General features: G+C 64.6%; 13 protein-coding genes. 6 read left to right on the top strand and 7 right to left on the bottom strand.

Features of this window, described 5'->3' with window-relative positions; translation table 11 throughout:
- The first annotated feature begins 205 nt into the window (after window positions 1–205).
- The 4 genes from AB0O52_RS16450 to AB0O52_RS16435 all read left to right on the top strand — a co-directional run bounded on the left by AB0O52_RS16450 (window position 206) and on the right by AB0O52_RS16435 (window position 4,082).
- The gene (locus AB0O52_RS16450) at window positions 206–478 is read left to right on the top strand and encodes a hypothetical protein (RefSeq protein WP_364539516.1); all 273 of its coding nucleotides are present in this window, start codon (window positions 206–208) and stop codon (window positions 476–478) included.
- Window positions 479–596: 118 nt separating this feature from the next.
- A complete protein-coding gene (locus AB0O52_RS16445; protein WP_364539513.1) occupies window positions 597–1,529 on the top strand; it encodes a threonine/serine dehydratase in 933 nt (310 codons plus the stop codon).
- 106 nt (window positions 1,530–1,635) lie between these two features.
- Window positions 1,636–2,211 (top strand): adenylate kinase, encoded by a 576-nt coding sequence (locus tag AB0O52_RS16440; protein WP_364539686.1) that lies wholly within the window; start codon window positions 1,636–1,638, stop codon window positions 2,209–2,211.
- A 41-nt stretch (window positions 2,212–2,252) separates the two neighbouring features.
- Window positions 2,253–4,082 (top strand): glycoside hydrolase family 15 protein, encoded by a 1,830-nt coding sequence (locus AB0O52_RS16435; RefSeq protein ID WP_364539683.1) that lies wholly within the window; start codon window positions 2,253–2,255, stop codon window positions 4,080–4,082.
- On the opposite strand, the gene AB0O52_RS16430 is transcribed toward AB0O52_RS16435, so the two are convergent.
- A complete protein-coding gene (locus AB0O52_RS16430; RefSeq protein ID WP_364539510.1) occupies window positions 4,047–6,689 on the bottom strand; it encodes a phosphatidylglycerol lysyltransferase domain-containing protein in 2,643 nt (880 codons plus the stop codon). The two genes, AB0O52_RS16435 and AB0O52_RS16430, sit on opposite strands and share 36 nt — an antisense overlap.
- A 427-nt stretch (window positions 6,690–7,116) precedes the next feature.
- On the opposite strand from AB0O52_RS16430, the gene AB0O52_RS16425 reads away from it, so the two are divergent.
- Together AB0O52_RS16425 and AB0O52_RS16420 are read left to right on the top strand one after the other, a co-directional pair.
- The gene (locus AB0O52_RS16425; RefSeq protein WP_364539507.1) at window positions 7,117–7,770 is read left to right on the top strand and encodes an SGNH/GDSL hydrolase family protein; all 654 of its coding nucleotides are present in this window, start codon (window positions 7,117–7,119) and stop codon (window positions 7,768–7,770) included.
- Between the two features lie 54 nt (window positions 7,771–7,824).
- Window positions 7,825–8,064 (top strand): hypothetical protein, encoded by a 240-nt coding sequence (locus AB0O52_RS16420; protein WP_364539505.1) that lies wholly within the window; start codon window positions 7,825–7,827, stop codon window positions 8,062–8,064.
- A gap of 74 nt (window positions 8,065–8,138) precedes the next feature.
- Here AB0O52_RS16420 and AB0O52_RS16415 read toward each other — a convergent pair whose 3' ends face one another.
- The 6 genes from AB0O52_RS16415 to AB0O52_RS16390 form a co-directional block, all read right to left on the bottom strand.
- Window positions 8,139–9,536 (bottom strand): ATP-binding protein, encoded by a 1,398-nt coding sequence (locus AB0O52_RS16415; RefSeq protein ID WP_364539503.1) that lies wholly within the window; start codon window positions 9,534–9,536, stop codon window positions 8,139–8,141.
- Window positions 9,537–9,565: 29 nt separating this feature from the next.
- A complete protein-coding gene (locus AB0O52_RS16410; protein WP_364539500.1) occupies window positions 9,566–10,774 on the bottom strand; it encodes a serine hydrolase in 1,209 nt (402 codons plus the stop codon).
- A gap of 196 nt (window positions 10,775–10,970) precedes the next feature.
- A complete protein-coding gene (locus AB0O52_RS16405; protein WP_364539497.1) occupies window positions 10,971–11,783 on the bottom strand; it encodes a bifunctional allantoicase/(S)-ureidoglycine aminohydrolase in 813 nt (270 codons plus the stop codon).
- Window positions 11,784–11,793: 10 nt separating this feature from the next.
- Window positions 11,794–13,074 (bottom strand): aldolase, encoded by a 1,281-nt coding sequence (locus AB0O52_RS16400; protein WP_364539494.1) that lies wholly within the window; start codon window positions 13,072–13,074, stop codon window positions 11,794–11,796.
- 2 nt (window positions 13,075–13,076) lie between these two features.
- Window positions 13,077–14,672 carry a malate synthase A gene (gene aceB, locus AB0O52_RS16395; RefSeq protein ID WP_364539492.1) on the bottom strand — a complete coding sequence of 532 codons (1,596 nt, stop codon included), beginning with the start codon at window positions 14,670–14,672 and terminating at the stop codon, window positions 13,077–13,079.
- 14 nt (window positions 14,673–14,686) lie between these two features.
- On the bottom strand, window positions 14,687–16,111 hold the full coding sequence (locus AB0O52_RS16390) for an NAD-dependent malic enzyme (protein ID WP_364539489.1): 1,425 nt from the start codon (window positions 16,109–16,111) through the stop codon (window positions 14,687–14,689).
- Between the last annotated feature and the right edge of the window lie 111 nt (window positions 16,112–16,222).

The raw sequence follows: 16,222 nt of genomic DNA, 5'->3' as shown, positions 1-16,222 counted from the left end.
TTTTCCAGCTATCAACCGTGCGTGTTTATAGACTACGCCGACATTCCACGCGTCACATAGGCCCCGAAATCCTCGGCGACGGGGCCCCGGCGGTTATGTTCGTCACTTCGCCCGCGCGCTGACCCAGTCTGGCGTTTTTCCGGATGCATACTGAAGTTATCCGGGCGCGGTGATGGAAGGCAGGTGGCAGCCGGTGGAGACATTGATGGCTGTTGTGAGGAGCGAGTATTTTCCGGCGGGAGCAGTGCTCTTGGGCGTGGTTTTGTTCTGGACACTTGGCCTGCTCGGCGGGTTGTCCTGGTTGAGCGGAGCTCAGCAGCCCTTGGCCATCCTGACGTGGATGATCTTCATCTATGGCGTGGTCGTGCTGTCTCCCATCGCCGGAATCTGGGCCGCCGTTGACCTTGCCCGCCGCTGGTCGCGGAACCGCCAGGCTCGCCGCCAGCAGCTCGGGTCGGCTGACGTCGAGTCCCTCTAGTCCCAACCGGCTCCCAGCCTTCGCAAGCTCAGGCCGGGTCCCGCGCCGGCGTGGGCCCAGGCGATAGCCTGAGGCTAGCGCCTACCAACTATCGGGCCGCACGGAACGAGGACTCCCTATGATCACACGCGTCGACGTCGATGAAGCTGCCGCCCGGATTGCGGGAAGGACCCGCCGCACACCCGTTTTCGAGGCGGATGCCGGGACGGTGCCCGGGCAATTGTGGTTCAAATGCGAGTTCATGCAGCACACGGGGACGTTCAAGGCGAGGGGCGCTTTCAACCGCGTGCTGGCCTCCCGGGAGCGCGGCGAGCTGAAGGACGATGTTGGAATCGTCGTCGCCTCCGGAGGCAACGCGGGGCTGGCGAATGCCTATGCCGCGGCGCAACTCGGCGTGCCCGCGACCGTTTTTGTCCCCGAGACCGCACCGGCCGTGAAGGTCAAGAAGCTCAAGGCCAGCGGAGCCACGGTGGTCCAGCGCGGAACCGAGTACGCCGAAGCGTTTGAGGCCGCCCTCGAGTTCGCCGCGGAAACCGGCGCAGTCTACTGCCACGCTTACGACCAAGCCGAAATCGCCGCTGGCGCCGGCACCGTCGGCTCGGAGCTCCTGGAACAGCTGGACGGAATAGACACCGTGGTGGTGGCCGTTGGAGGCGGCGGACTCATGGCGGGAATCGCGGCCGCCGTCGAAGGTCACGCCCGGGTTATCGGCGTCGAGCCGGACAATGCTCCCACTCTCTTTTCGGCCCTCGCCGCAGGGGCGCCCGTTGACGTTGCCGTCTCCGGGATCGCCGCGGATTCCCTGGGGGCCCGGCAGATCGGCAGGATCGGTTTCGAGGTGGCCGTCCGCACGGGCGTCCGGACGGTCCTGGTGTCCGACGACGACATCGCCGCGGCGCGCTCCTTGCTCTGGGAGCAGTACCGGATTGTCGTGGAACATGGCGCGGCCGCCGCTTTCGCGGCCGTGAACTCCGGAGCGTATGTCCCGGCAGAAGGGGAACGCGTGGCCGTGATCCTTTGTGGCGCCAATACCGATCCCGCCACGGTCTGAAGCCGACTGCCGTGGCCCTGCCGCGAGCCCTCGACAGTTGCTAAGCTCAAGCCACAATGCCGGGGCACGCAAAACCGCTTCACGAACGGACAGGTGACATGTGCGATTGATCATCATGGGCCCTCCTGGCTCGGGCAAGGGTACCCAGGCTGAGCATATCGCCGGGCACTTCGGCATACCCGCCATTTCCACCGGGGATATCTTCCGCGCGCACGTCGGCGGCAACACAGAACTCGGAGCCGAAGCCAGCAAGTACATGGACCGCGGTGAGTTCGTGCCCGATCATGTCACCAATGCCATGATCCGTCAGCGGCTTGGCGACGCCGACGTCCTGGCAGGATTCCTCCTGGACGGATATCCCCGCACGACGGCGCAGATCGAGGCATTGGACGGCATTCTGGCCGGCAACCAGCAGCGGCTGGATGCCGTGGTCGAACTAGCGGTCGACGACGACGAGGTCGTCGCGCGGATGCTCCGCAGGGCGCAGGAGCAGGGCCGAAGCGATGACACAGCACCGGTGATCCGGCGTCGGCTGGAGCTTTACCGTAACGAGACACAGGCAGTGGTTGAGCGATACTCCGAACGCGGAATCGTGCTCGCGGTGGACGGTTCCGGCCAGCGGGAAGAGATCACGGCCAAGGCAATAGCTGCCATTGAATCAGCACTAGGAAAGGGACTGTGAACGGTCAACCGGCTACCGGCCAAAGAATCGAAGACTATGCAATGATCGGGGACCTGCACACCGCAGCCCTCGTCAGCACTGCGGGCTCCATAGACTGGCTGTGCCTCCCGCGTTTCGATTCGCCTGCGTGCTTCGCTGCGCTCCTGGATTCCCCTCAAGCCGGGCGCTGGCTCTTGGCGCCGGAATCGGGGGGCACTTGTACTCGCCGCCAGTACCGGGACGGAACCCTCATCCTGGAAACGGAGTGGGAAACCAAAGAAGGACACGTCCGGGTCATCGACTTCATGCCGCCGCGCGACGCCGTCGCGGACATCGTGCGCGTCGTTGAAGGGATTCGCGGCACGGTCAAGATGCGTGGGGAACTGATCCTGAGGTTCGACTATGGGCACGTGGTGCCCTGGGTGCGCCGTGACAGGCACGGCCTCCGGGCGGTTGCCGGCCCTGACTCCGTCTACCTTAAGACCCCGGCGCCGTTGGTAGGCAAGGACTTCACCACGGTCAGCGAGTTCACCGTGAACGCCGGTGACCACATCCCCTTCGTCCTGACCTGGGCGCCCAGCCACGAACGGCGGCCACGCACGGTCGAGGCAGACATCGCGCTTGAGGACACCGCAGCATTCTGGACCGATTGGTCCAAGCGTTGCAGCGTCCGGGGGCCGTACCGGAAAGCCGTCCAGCGTTCCTTGATCACCCTGAAGGCCCTGACCTATGCGCCTACCGGGGGCATTGTTGCCGCCGCCACCACCTCGCTGCCCGAACAGATCGGCGGACCGCGGAACTGGGACTACCGCTATTGCTGGCTGCGGGATGCCACGTTGACCCTTCAAGCCTTTCTGGCCGCAGGCTACACCGAGGAGGCCAGTGCGTGGCGGGACTGGCTCCTGCGCGCGGTGGCCGGCGACCCCGCCGACCTCCAGATCATGTACAGCTTGCACGGTCACCGGCGATTGCCTGAGACGGAGCTGACGTGGCTTGCGGGATATCAGGGTTCGAAGCCGGTGCGAATTGGGAATGCGGCAGCGGAGCAGCTTCAGCTGGACGTCTGGGGTGAGGTCCTGGACTGCCTGTCACTGACAAGGGCATCGCTGATGACCGTTGGCGATGAGTCCTGGGCCATCCAGACCGCCTTGATGCGCCATCTTGAGAGCATCTGGGACAAGCCCGACAACGGACTTTGGGAAGTACGCGGCCCGCGGCGCCACTTCGTGCATTCGAAAGTGATGGCGTGGGTTGCGGCTGACCGGATGGTCCGGGGAATCCGTGAATCCGGGATGCCCGGCCCGCTGGATCGCTGGGAGGCGTTGCGGGACACCATCCATGACGAAGTCATGACCCACGGATACGACGCGGAACGCAACACCTTCGTCCAGTCCTACGGGAGCAAGGAGTTGGACGCGAGCCTTCTCCTCATCCCCAAAGTGGGCTTCCTGCCACATAACGATCCGCGCGTGATCGGCACTATTGACGCCATCCAGCGTGAGCTGACGGAAGACGGATTTGTGCTGCGCTACCGTCCGCAAGACAGCGACGACGGACTTCCGGGCACGGAGGGCGTCTTCCTTGCGTGTTCCTTCTGGATGGTGGACGCGCTCTTGGGGGCGGGGCGCCGCTCGGAGGCGACAGCCCTCTTCGAGAGGATCCTGGGCCTGCGCAATGATGTGGGCCTGCTGAGCGAAGAATGGGACGCACATGCGGGCCGCCAACTTGGCAATATGCCCCAGGCCTTCAGCCATTTCGGCTTGGTGCTCAGTGCCTTGCAACTTCACCACGGCAAGGCGCATCACAGCAATGTCCCGATCGGCGGGGCCCCGGAGTCGGGCTCTCCGTCGGCAGCGTCAGGTTCGCCCTCGGGGGCGTCCTCGACGGCTTGAGGGGCGGTTCCGGCCTGACGTTCCCGAGCGCGTGGGCCAGCGGAAGATCCGCCTTGCCAAGGCCAGCCCCGCTCCGAGGTTGAGCATCGGCAGGTAGGCCCGTGCCACCGCGGTCCCCACGGCGGGCAGGGAAGCGGCATCGGGGTAGAGCATGTAGAGCGGCTCGTACCGGGGCCGGAATTTTGCTTTGAACGCCAAGAGGGACCTGAACCCGTACACCGGTTCCAAAGTCGCCCCCAACCAGTCGAGCAGGCGGTCGAGGCTGCCGGGAGGCCGGGATCGCGGCCTTGGACGCGGCACCTCCGAAGGGTCCTCTTCGACACGCGCCAGCGGCGCCCCGGAAAGGCTCAGGAATTCGCATCCTTCGTCTTTGAGGCTGAGGGCCGCTGATGCGATGAGGAATTCGATGCTGGCACGGAATCCGCCGCTGCGGCGACGCATGAAATCGAGGGTCCAGCCAACGACGTGCCCATTGCGGTAGACGGGCAACCAAGAGGTGACTGCGTGTACTGTGTGGCGCTTGTCGATGGCAAGCAGGCAGCGCACCTCGGGGTCGTCGAGTTCGTCAAGGCTGCCCAGGGTAAAGCCCATCTCGGGCATGTTCTTATCTGCTACCCATTCTTCGGAAATTTCCTCGATCTGGACCTGGACCGAGAAGGGAGCCGAGGCGTAACTCGTCCATTCGTAGCGGATGCCTGCCTTCGCGGCGTTGTTCAACGCCGTGCGGATGTCCTGGAATTTCTTGCCCTTGAAGGAGACCGAATTCAGTGGCAGGACTGTTTCCTGGGCTACTTGTGCAGAGCTCCATCCGGAGGAATCCGCGTAGTCGCGCAATTCCTGGGGTACGGAGTAGAAACACGGCGTCCATCCGTTGCCCCTGCAATAGCGGGCAAATTCGTCGAAGACGGCGGTCGTCTCGGATTTGGGTCCCACCGGGCCGCCCAGCGTAAGCGCCACCCCCGTGCTGACCCGGTAGGCAACAAAGGACCGTCCCGAAGCGGAGAACCAGTACATGTTTCCCGGCCAAGTGGTCATCCAGGACAGTGAGCTTCCCTCCCACGCCTTGATGACCTTCCGGGCACGCTCAGTACTGGCGTCGTGCCGGGTGTGAGCCTGGTGGAGGAACGTCCTGAAAATGAGGACACCCGCGACCGCCCAAAAGACGACCCCCACGCCTTCGTACACGAGAACGGCGGCCGTGCCTTGGGGGAAGATCGCCGGCGGCACATCCAGGACGAAGCCCAGCGGAAGGAACCGGTCAGGGACATCGGCCAGTAGCTCCGGCAGCCCCGGAACCGGGGAGAAATCCTGCGCGAGGAAGAACCCGGCGCCGACATAGACGACACTGAGCATAGCCGCTATCGCAAGTACCCGGACCGCGAGGCGTCTGTAGGTCCCCTTCGGCGCCTGGACATGAAACAGCCGCCGGGTCGCGAGCAGGATGATGGTCAGCGCAAGGGGCAGAAGCAGCGGCAGGGCCAGGGTGAACGGCTGCGAGGAAGCCGATCCTTCGATAGCGACGATCCCCTCGCTCGCGCCGGTAGCCGAAGTCGTCGGCTGCAGGACTCCGGCGAGTGCAATTCCGGCCAGGACGGAAAGGCCCACCTGGATCAAAAGGGTCCCCACCCAGGCAAAGCGCCGTCCGCGGCGGAGGCCCTCCGCAAGCAGCAGAAGGAGGAAGGAGGGAAGAATGGCCATGAAGATCCCGCCGGCACCGGCGCGCAACTGCAGCTGTGCGACGGCACAGTCCTTCGCTTGTACCGGGTCTGAGCAGAGGGCCTGTAGCGTTTGGGGATCGACGGGCTGGATGTTGGTAAACAGGAAACGCAGGATGGACAACGGTCCTACGGCATGCGGGATGAGGCCGGCGACTACCGGACCGATCGCCGATACGGCAATGAGCAGCGAAAGCAGCACCCGGCCCTCGTGCCGGGAACTGACCGGGCGCGCAAACCGTGGCCGTCGGCCCATCAGCAGCGGCCCGAGAGCCGTACCCGCACCTGCGGCGCCGAGCCTGACCAGGTCCGCAAACCCTCCGCTGTACAAGGCGAGGAGGAGTAACAAGGCGAAGACGACGAGCCGGATCCGGCGCCTCCACAGGGTTGCCATGGACGCAGTTCCCGCCATGGCGGTACCGATGATGAACGCACTGGGACCCACGAAGAGGTGGCTGCCTATCTCCGCAATCCAGCTACCGAGCAATCCTTGGGCCAGGGCAAGGAATCCAAGCGCGATGCCGGCGCCCAGAATCTGGCTGGAGACAGCAGCGATTGCGTACGCGCGCCGGCCCATTCGCCGTTCCAAAGGCACGCCCAGCAGCAGCACCAGAGCAGTCTCCAGCACATAGCCCGTCAGATCCCTGGCCCAGACGGCGGAAGTCATCACAGCCCACCAGTGATCAGGCACGGAGCGGGGCGTAAGTGCGAAATTGAGCCGCAATTGCGCGTCCGGTCCCGTGGCGAGACTGGAGGTCAGCGCTCCCAATCCCCAGAAAAGGATGACAAAACCCAACGTGAGCTGCGCTGAGCGCAGTCGTCCCGTCCATGATCGCCGCGAACGGACATCGGGGACGGGGCGGGTTTCCGGCTCGGACGCCGGTGCGTGCACGGGGTTCCTATCTGTGCGTCGGAAAGATGGGGTGCGAAATGAAATTCTTCCACACCGGCCGTCCGACGAGGATAATTCCCGTCGCCGTGACCTTCCGCGTCCCGATCCAATAGACTCCGACGTAGGCAGGCTGCCGGCTCGTCCCGTCACCGGTCTATGAGCGATGCAAAGTTGCCCATACAACGCTTAAACGAGCAGAAAGCAAGCCCGGGACAGGTCGATGCACAAATCTCGCATACTCCGCTCCGCCGCATCCGTGATCGCCGCCGGAGTTCTTTTGGCAGGCTGTTCACCAGCGCCCCCTGAACCGAGCGACCCATCCAGCGGCGGACAGACCGCGGCACCTGTTGCGCCCTCGGGGAGTCCGGCGGCTGCGGGCCAAGGGCCCAAGAAACCTGATTTCGGGCCGGATCCGTCAAGGCTTCCCGTGGGGTCCTTGTACAAGAACCCAAGCAACAACCGGAACGAAATCATCCTCGCGGACATCCGGCGCACGGCCGTCCTCATTGGAGACTCCCAGTCGGAGCCAATGGGCTCATGGCCGCGGGAGGCTTTGGGCTCGCTTGGTTACAAGGTGTACTCCGTGGCCCGGGGCGGTACGGGATATGTGGCCGCGACGAGCAAGAGCGGCAACTACATCGATGCGCTGCAACGAGGAGACTGGCTCCTGCCTTATGGGTCGCCGCCGCTGATCGTTGTTGAAGGTGGAGGCAACGATGCCTCCCATAACGCCAGCGATGAGCAGATCACGGCCAACGCCAACAGGCTCCTCGCCGCCCTCAAAAAGAGGTACCCGCTTGCGAAGATCGTGATCATCGGAACTCTTGCCAGGGGTGCCAATGCGGGCGGGGGTCGCCGTACCCAGGTTGACGCGCTGCTGGGCAATATTGCAGCCAAGGCCGGGGCTCCCTTCTTCAGCGTCGGGGACTGGATCAGCAGATATCAGGTTGCCGGGGACCTGGTGGACGGCGTTCACCTGAATGCTGCCGGGCACGCCAAGCTCAGCGGTGTACTGGCGGCGGACATGGCCGCGGCGGGGCTTCGCCTGCAGCCGGATCCGATTACGCCGACGGAAGGCTGAGCCGATCGAAGACTGAAGCTGGCAGAAGTTCGCGCGCCGGAGAACAATTGTTTTATGGTCAGCTATTCAGCCCTTGAACAAGCGTCCAGCAAGAATCCGCATGACTGGGGCCGGGCGATGGCAACGGCGATGACGAAACTCCTGGATGCGGCTCGCATTGACGGACGGCATTTTGAACACGAGTTCCTCTATGGTGAGGAACTGCGCATGAGGATCGACGAGAATAACGACGGAGCCACAGTCAAGCTCACGTGGACGCCCGCGGACCAAGAACAGGAATCCACGGACGCCTAGGCGTCGAATAGCGCCGGCTTATGGTGTTTTCGCGTCCACCACGCAGAAGCGGTTGCCGCCGATGGACAACATGGTTACTCCGCTTCCATGGGCCGATGGCCGTTGCTTCCGAGCAGGCTACGGGTCAGGGCCTCACCGTCGGCCATGAGCTGTCCCACCGCGGAGCCCAGGTGCGAATCGCCGGGAGTGTCGCCCGCCAGCGCTGCCGCGACCACCGAGCGTCGGATCAGCTCCTTCGCGAACGACGCTGTGGTGCCGGCGGTCCGGTCCGCGGCGGCTTCGATCGACGAGGGGGAGAACGCGAGTCCGTTCGAATACAGCCGCAAAAGTTCCACCCGCTCTTGCTTGGACGGAAGTGGGATTTCCACCGCCAGGTCCACCCGTCCTGGCCGCTGGGAGAGCGCCCGCTCCAAAAGGTCCACGCGGTTGGTGGTCAGCACGAACGCGACGTCGGCGTCGTTGTCCAACCCGTCCATGGCGTCCAGCACCTCGAAGAGCAACGGTTTGGGACCGTGGCCGAAGCTGCGGTCTTCGGCGATCAGATCGCAATCTTCCAGCACCACGATGGACGGCGCCAAGGCCCGGGCGATCTTGGCCGCCTCGGCAATCCTGGCGAGCGAACCGCCGGAGAGGAGCACCGCCGTCGTACCCTCGCTTCGGCTCAGCAGATACCGTACCGTGTGTGTCTTGCCGGTCCCCGGCGGTCCGTAGAGAAGGAGGCCGCGCTTGAGATGCTGTCCGTGCGTAGCCAAGATGTCCGCTTGCCGGGCAATGCCCAGAGTGTGGCCCTCCACTTTGTCGAGGAGGCCATCCGGAAGGACCACATCGCTGCTGGCGAGTTCCGGGCGCCTGATGAAGGTCACCCCACTGATGCTCGGCCCATAATCGCTGACTGCGAGGGCAATGATCTGGCCTTTGAAAACACTTTGGTGCTCCATGTCGCGCCGCACCTCGCCCAGGAGCTCGGAAGCGACGGCGGGGTGGGTGGCCAGGACTTCGAGCGAGGCATTTTGCCGGCCTCGATCCGCCTTGGCCCCGCGCTGGAGGACCGCTACGGGTGATCCGGCGTAGCTGAACAGCCAGAGCCCCAGTGCAACGGCCTGGCGCTGTCTGTCCGGACCGGTCGCGAGGTTGGTGTAGTCCGCCTTGGCAAGGGGAAATTGCGGGTAGCCACTGGATTGCTGCAACATGTCGCTGAGGGACATGTGGTGGCGCTGGTCGCCGCCGCCGATTCCTACCAGTCGCCAGTCCGGGTCGCGGCCAGCCAGCGCTTCCATCACGATGTCCACGTCCACCAAGCGGTGCGGCGGAATCTCCTCCGCCACGACGGATAGTTCATGTGCGGGTACGCCGAGGTGCCCGGTCAACGCCTGTGGAAGCTGCTCGCGGTTATCGGCATGGTCCAATCCGGACTGGGCCAGCCGAGTCAGTGTTGCGAAGTCTTCGATGAATTTCCCCAATTTTTCATCCATGCACAGACCCTAGCAGGAGGGGCGCCGACTCAGCAGAGCCCGTTCATGGCCGCAATGGCCACCTGCCGGAGCTGCTCGAACTCCGGCTGGCCGCTGCCGTCCGTCGATTCAATGTGTTTGTCCGTGTCGGATGGATACGCGAAGCTCATGGTTATCTGGCGGCTCCCGTCGCTCGTGGACAACGCGATGCTCGCAAACCAGGTGCTGCCGCCGTAGCCGTAGTAGAAGCCGTTCGTGCATTCGTCATTCCAACGCTGCAGCCCGAGGCCGTGGTTCTCCTGCCACAGGGTTTGCATGTCGCGGAGGGTGTTCGCCGTGAGTAGCCGGCCCTGCATGAGCGCTGCATAGAACGTGTTGATATCGCCCACCGTGGAGATGACTCCCTCGGCGGGGGAACCGACCAGGTACTCCGGCTGCGAGGCATTGATGCGCTCGCCGTCGATGAATTCATAACTCTGGATCATGTCGCGCGCATCCCGTTCCGGCTCGGCAGACAGCGAGGTGTGGCTCATTCCGAGCGGCACGAAGATCTCTGAATTCAGGACGTCCCCGATCGGCTGTCCGCGGAGTTTTTGTACGATGGCGGCCAAGGCGAAGTAGTTGGAATCCGAGAAGCGGAACAGCTGGAAGTTGGCGTGTGCCCACGGCACGGTTCCGGCCATCCGCAGATAGTCCTGGATGCTGAACCTGGTGTCGATGGCCTGTTTGGGCGGCATGGCCTTCAAGATGGCTTCCGGTGCGTCGGGCAGGCCGGAGCTGTGGTTCATCAAGGAGCGGATCGTGACGGGGCCGGGCGGGTGGACCAGCTGCTCGAATTCCGGAAAGTACTCCGTGACGGGATCCTCTAGGCCCAGCTTTCCTTCCTGGACAAGCTTGAGCACCGAGACCGCCACCATTGACTGCGTGATGCCGCCGGCCTGGATCCGGTCGGTCACGGCTACCGGTTCGCCGGTCTCGACGTCCTGGCTGCCGTAGGCCTGGGACCATTCCCGGCCCCGGACTTTGATCTGGACGACAACGGCCGGCGCGCCCCGGTTGAGCATCTCATGCGCGAAGAAATCCGCAACAGGGGATTCAGGAAGTGCTGCTTGCGCATCGGACGTCGGGGTACCCGCCAGGGGTTCACTTGTCAGAGGGTAGGTGCAAGCGCCGGACGCCAAGGTCAAAGCCAGGACGACGGCCACCCGGAATCCTGCCCGGGATATGCGGGAAGTGTGAGAGGCCCGCGCAGCCTCCATGGCTGCCTCCTGAAGCTACGCTGCAGGGCAACGGCTGGGCGCCGTTGCCCCCGTAGTTTCGATCGTCCTCTTCGGAAGCGAGGGGGTCAACGTTGAGATGCGCGTGCGGCCCAAACCCAACTGACTCGCAGTAGTTGTCGTTATGAGCGCTCATAACGACGTTAACTGCGAGTCAGTTGGGGTGGGGAGGGAGATCCTAGGTCAGTTTGATCTGCCGGTTCATGTCCTTGTACAGCAAGTAACGGAACTGGCCCGGCCCGCCGGCGTAGCAGGCCTGCGGGCAGAAGGCGCGGAGCCACATGAAGTCACCGGCTTCCACTTCCACCCAGTCATTGTTGAGCAGGTACATGGCTTTGCCCTCAAGCACGTAGAGGCCGTGCTCCATGACGTGGGTCTCCGGGAACGGGATGACCCCGCCCGGCTGGAACGTCACAATGTTCACCTGCATGTCGTGCGCCAGGTCGCTGGAATCCGTGAAGCGGGTGGTCTTCCAGGCGCCATTGGTGTCCGGCATCGCGGTGGGTTCCACCTCGGCATCACTCGTGACGAAGGACTTTGCCTCGTAACCCTCAAGCCGTTCGTAGGCCTTGCGGATCCATTGGAAGGAGACGATGTCATCGGAGACGTTTTCCAGGCCCCACGATGCACCCGCGGCCAGGTAGGCATAACCGCCCTCCTCGAGCTCGTGCAGTTCGCCGTCGAGGGTCAGGTTGACCTTGCCCTTGGTGACGAAAATGACGCCTTCGACGCCTGCCTCGAACTCGGCCTTGGGAGCCCCGCCTCCCGGGCCGATCTCAACGATCAACTGGGAGAACGTGGTGGCGAATCCGGAAATGGGGCGGGCCAGGATCCAGGAACGGGTGTTGGAGAAACCCGGCAGGGTGCTGGTCACGATGTCGGTCATGACGCCCTTGGGGATCACGGTGTAGGCCTCCGTGACAATGGCCCGTTCCGTGGTGAGGTGGGTCTGCGGCGGGAGCCCGCCCTGGGGGTAGTAGTACTTTCCCATCATTGGATCCTTACTTGGAGGTGGATTGTGCCAGCCGGGGATGCGCCAGTGCAGTCAGCCGGGAGAGTTCGACGCCGGCAAGCGCCAGCACTTCTTCGGAACCCACCGCTCCGCACTGGACGCCGCGCAGGACGAAGGCCGCGAGGGCGCGGGCAGTGGCGGGTTCGTCCATGACGCCGCCTTCGGTGCGGTCCATGTAGTTGCGAAGGCGCGCCGCGGCAGCAGGCAGGCCCTCGCGGTAGAAGGCGTACGTTGCCGCGAACCGGCTGGGCAACTGGGCAGCGTGCAGGTCCCAGCCCTGGTAATAGCCGCGTTCAAGGGAACGGCGGACCAGCCGGCCGTGCAGCTTCCACGCATTTTCCACGTTGTCGCCCACCGGGATGATGTTGGTGGAGCCATCGGAGAGCCGGATGCCCGTGCCCGCAACGGCCAACTGCATGACTTCCTTCGCGAAATCCGCCACAGGGTGCTCCATGGACTGGTACTCCGCGGAGATCTGCAGCGAAGCGGAGTAGTCGTAGGTGCCGTAGTGCAATGCGCTGATCCGGCCCGGGACTGCGTGCGGGAGCCGGGCCACGGGGGAAGTTCCCTCCGGGCCGAGGATCAGCTGGGGTGTTTCCACTTGGACCTCGAAACGGAGCCGGCCCGCCGGAAGCGAGTGGATCTCTTCGAGCCGCGAGACCGCGAAGTCCATGGCCTGTACCTGGGCCACCGTGGTGACTTTCGGCAGGGTCAGGATGAGGCCCTCGGGCAGCTCCCCGGCCGAGGCCAAAGTGGAGACGAACAGGTCCAGGGTCTTCAGGCCACGTGCCCGGGTGGGCGCCTCGAAGCACTTGAACCGGATGCCGATGAACGGCGGGGCGGAACCCGCGGCAACGGCTTCGCTGACGGCCTGCGCAGCCGCTACGGCGGCGACGTCTTCTGCTTCGTCGCCCCGGTCGCCGTAGCCGTCCTCGAAGTCGAGGCGCAAGTCCTCGATCGGTTCGCTGCGCAGTTTGGCAGCCACGCGGGTGGCGACGGCGGCAGCCAGTTCGGGCTCCTGGCCCAGCAACGAACCGAGCCTTTCGAGACCGCCGTGGGCCTCCGCCGTCGTGATCGCCTGGGCGCCCCATTCCGCGGAGAGCGACGGCGTGAAACGGTCAGCCGGTACGTACACCGTGTGCACGGGCTGGCGGGTGCCGTCGTCACCGGGGTAGTTGCGCTCCAGGAGCTGGTCGGTGGCGGCCAGCTGGGAATCGATGGCCGCGAAGTCTGACGAAGTCAGGGAAGCAGAGAAGGAGGATGCGGCCATTCCTACACCAGCTCGTAGGCGGGAGTGGTCAGGAAGTCCGTGTAATCCTCGGACAGACAGATGTCCGCGATCAGGCGGCTGGCCGGCTCGTAGAACTTCTCGAAGGACTCGGCGTCAACCTCGCTGCGCAGGCGCTCGGTCTCTTCGCCGAGGATCTTGGTCACCAGTTCACGGGTGACCGTGTTGCCCGTGTCCGCCAGGACGGACTTGTTGCGGATCTGCTGCCACACCTGTGAACGGGAGATTTCCGCCGTCGCGGCGTCTTCCATGAGGTTGTGGATCGCGACGGCGCCGCTGCCGGAGAGCCATACGGCGGTGTACGCGACGGCGACGTAGAGGTTCAGGCGAAGCCCGGCTTCGGTCACGTGGCCACCGGCGGAGGAAATGTCCAACAGCTGATCGGCGGTCACGGAGACCTCCGGACGCTGCTTGTCCAGTTGGTTCGGCTTGTCGCCCAGGACTGAGTCGAACACTTCGCGGCATGTGGAGACGAGGTCCGGGTGGGCCACCCAGGAACCATCGAAACCGTCGTTGGCCTCGCGCGTCTTGTCCGCGCGCACCTTCTCGAAGGCCTGCGCTGTGACTTCGGGCTCGCGGCGGTTCGGGATGACGGCAGCCATGCCGCCCATGGCGAATGCGCCGCGCTTGTGGCAGGTCTTGACCAGCAGTTCCGTGTAGGCGCGCATGAACGGAGCAGTCATGACCACCGACGCACGGTCCGGCAGGATGAAGGACTCGCCGGCGTCGCGGAAGTACTTGACGATGCTGAAGAGGTAGTCCCAACGGCCGGCGTTCAGGCCGGAAGCGTGGTCCCGCAGTTCGTAGAGGAACTCGTCCATTTCGAATGCGGCCGGGATGGTTTCGATCAGCATGGTGGCACGCACGCTGCCCTGCGGGATGCCGAGGTAGTCCTGGGCGAAGACGAAGATGTCGTTCCACAGGCGGGCCTCAAGGTGGCTTTCCATCTTGGGCAGGTAGTAGTACGGGCCGTGGCCATTGAGCAGGAGCTGCTTGGCCACGTGGAAGAAGTGCAGGCCGAAGTCCACCAGCGCGCCCACCGTGGGTTCGCCGTCGAGCAGCAAGTGCCGTTCGTCCATGTGCCAGCCGCGGGGGCGGGCGACGACGACGGCGAGCGGCGCGTCCGTGCGGAGCCGGTATTCCTTGCCCTCGGGGGAGGTGTAGCTCAGGGTGCCCTGGGCGGCGTCGCGGAGGTTGAGGATGGCGTCGATGACGTTCGCCCACGTCGGGGTGCTGGCATCCTCGAGGTCCGCGAGCCATACCTTGGCGCCGGAGTTCAGGGCATTGATGGCCATCTTGGCCGGGGAGGCCGGGCCGGTCATCTCGACCCGGCGGTCCAGCAAGGCCTGCGGTGCTTCGGCAACCTTCCAGTCGCCGTCGCGGATGTGCTGCGTTTCGGGCAGGAAATCCAGGCGTCCGGTGCGGGCCACTTCTTCACGCTTGGCGACGCGCGCCGCCAGCAGCTCGGTACGGGTGCCCGCGAAACGGCGGTGCAGTTCCTCCACGAAGGCCAACGCCTTGGGAGTCAGGATCTCCTCGGCTCGTTCGATCGGCCGGGGGTCTGTGACTGTGAGAGCCATGGGATGGTCCTTTCCTAGAGAGCGCTAGCGGACTGCGTTTGCTGCTGCCGCGCGTTTGCTGCGTTTGCTGCGTTTGCAACGGCTGCGGCGACGTCGGCGGCAACGTGGGGGTCGAAGACGCTGGGGATAATGTAGCTCGCATTCAGTTCATCATCTGCAACCCGGTTGGCGATAGCCTCCGCGGCGGCCACGAGCATTTCCGGGATGATGTCCGATGCTCCGGCGTCGAGCAATCCGCGGAAGAAGCCCGGGAAGGCAAGCACGTTGTTGATCTGGTTGGGGAAGTCGCTCCGGCCGGTGGCGACCACGGATGCGTGCTTGGACGCAATCACCGGGTCGATTTCCGGGGTGGGGTTGGCCATGGCGAACACGATCGCGTCCTCGGCCATCGAAGCGACCTGCTCTTCGCCTATCACGTGGGGAGCGCTGACGCCGATGAACACGTCCGCACCGTCGAGGGCTTCGTGCAGCGTGCCCGAGAAGCCGGCCTCGTTGGTGTTCGCGGCGATCCAGGAGCGGTGCTCGTCGTCGTACTTTTCGCCCGAGTGGATGGCGCCGGAGCGGCCGGCCGCGACGATGTGCTGCGCGCCCTGGGCCTTGAGGAGCTGGATGATCGCCGAGCCCGCGGCGCCGACGCCGGAGACCACGATCTTGACCTCGGACAGCTTCTTGTCTACGACACGCAACGCGTTGACGAGCGCCGCGAGCGTGACGATTGCCGTTCCGTGCTGGTCGTCATGGAAGACGGGGATGTCCAGCTCGTCGCGGAGCCGCTTCTCGATTTCGAAGCAGCGCGGGGCTGCGATGTCTTCGAGGTTGATGCCGCCGTAGACCGGAGCCATGGCCTTGGCGATCATGATGATTTCCTCGGTGTCCTGGGTGTCCAGGCAGACCGGCCAGGCGTCGACGTTGGCGAACTGCTTGAACAGCGCGGCCTTGCCTTCCATGACAGGCAGGGCTGCGGCCGGGCCGATGTTGCCCAGGCCAAGGACGGCCGAACCGTCGGTGAGGACGGCGATCGTGTTGCGCTTGACCGTCAGGTTGCGGGCGGCGGCGGGGTCCTCGGCGATGGCAAGGCAGACGCGTGCGACGCCGGGAGTGTAGGCGCGCGAAAGGTCGTCGCGGTTGCGCAGGGCCACCTTCGGGACGACCTCGAGCTTGCCGCCCAGGTGCATGAGGAACGTGCGGTCCGAGACGTGCTGGACCGTGACGCCGTCGAGCGCGTTGAGGGCGTCCTTGACGCGGTTGGCGTGGTCTTCGTCCGTGGTGTTGCAGGTGACGTCGACAACCAGGGTGTCGTGGTGCGACTCGGTCACATCCAGTGCGGTGACGGCCGCACCGGCGGCTGCGGCGGCTGCGGCCAGCTCGCTCGTGGCTGTGAAGCTCGACGGCGCGGCGACGCGCAGGGTGATCGAATTTCCGGGGCTCGGGTTCGCCATTGAATTTCCTCCTCGTACAGGCCCGTAGTGGGCCTCCGCTCAAACCGAATGTTTTCGTATTATGGATATTATTATCTACAAAGTGGAAACACAAGCCCTAGTTGGTGGGCG

Origin of the sequence: Arthrobacter sp. NPDC080073, assembly GCF_040686575.1 — a bacterium.
In the GTDB taxonomy this organism is placed as follows: Bacteria; Actinomycetota; Actinomycetes; order Actinomycetales; family Micrococcaceae; genus Arthrobacter.
This window is presented reverse-complemented; position numbering and strand designations above follow the sequence as displayed.

Bases quoted from the DNA above. Each gene is read 5' to 3' on its own strand.
- aceB (WP_364539492.1), bottom strand. From the start codon at position 14,672: ATGGCTCTCACAGTCACAGACCCCCGGCCGATCGAACGAGCCGAGGAG.
- AB0O52_RS16415 (WP_364539503.1), bottom strand. From the start codon at position 9,536: ATGGATGAAAAATTGGGGAAATTCATCGAAGACTTCGCAACACTGACT.
- AB0O52_RS16420 (WP_364539505.1), top strand. From the start codon at position 7,825: ATGGTCAGCTATTCAGCCCTTGAACAAGCGTCCAGCAAGAATCCGCAT.
- AB0O52_RS16400 (WP_364539494.1), bottom strand. From the start codon at position 13,074: ATGGCCGCATCCTCCTTCTCTGCTTCCCTGACTTCGTCAGACTTCGCG.
- AB0O52_RS16435 (WP_364539683.1), top strand. From the start codon at position 2,253: ATGATCGGGGACCTGCACACCGCAGCCCTCGTCAGCACTGCGGGCTCC.
- AB0O52_RS16450 (WP_364539516.1), top strand. From the start codon at position 206: ATGGCTGTTGTGAGGAGCGAGTATTTTCCGGCGGGAGCAGTGCTCTTG.
- AB0O52_RS16410 (WP_364539500.1), bottom strand. From the start codon at position 10,774: ATGGAGGCTGCGCGGGCCTCTCACACTTCCCGCATATCCCGGGCAGGA.
- AB0O52_RS16405 (WP_364539497.1), bottom strand. From the start codon at position 11,783: ATGGGAAAGTACTACTACCCCCAGGGCGGGCTCCCGCCGCAGACCCAC.
- AB0O52_RS16390 (WP_364539489.1), bottom strand. From the start codon at position 16,111: ATGGCGAACCCGAGCCCCGGAAATTCGATCACCCTGCGCGTCGCCGCG.
- AB0O52_RS16445 (WP_364539513.1), top strand. From the start codon at position 597: ATGATCACACGCGTCGACGTCGATGAAGCTGCCGCCCGGATTGCGGGA.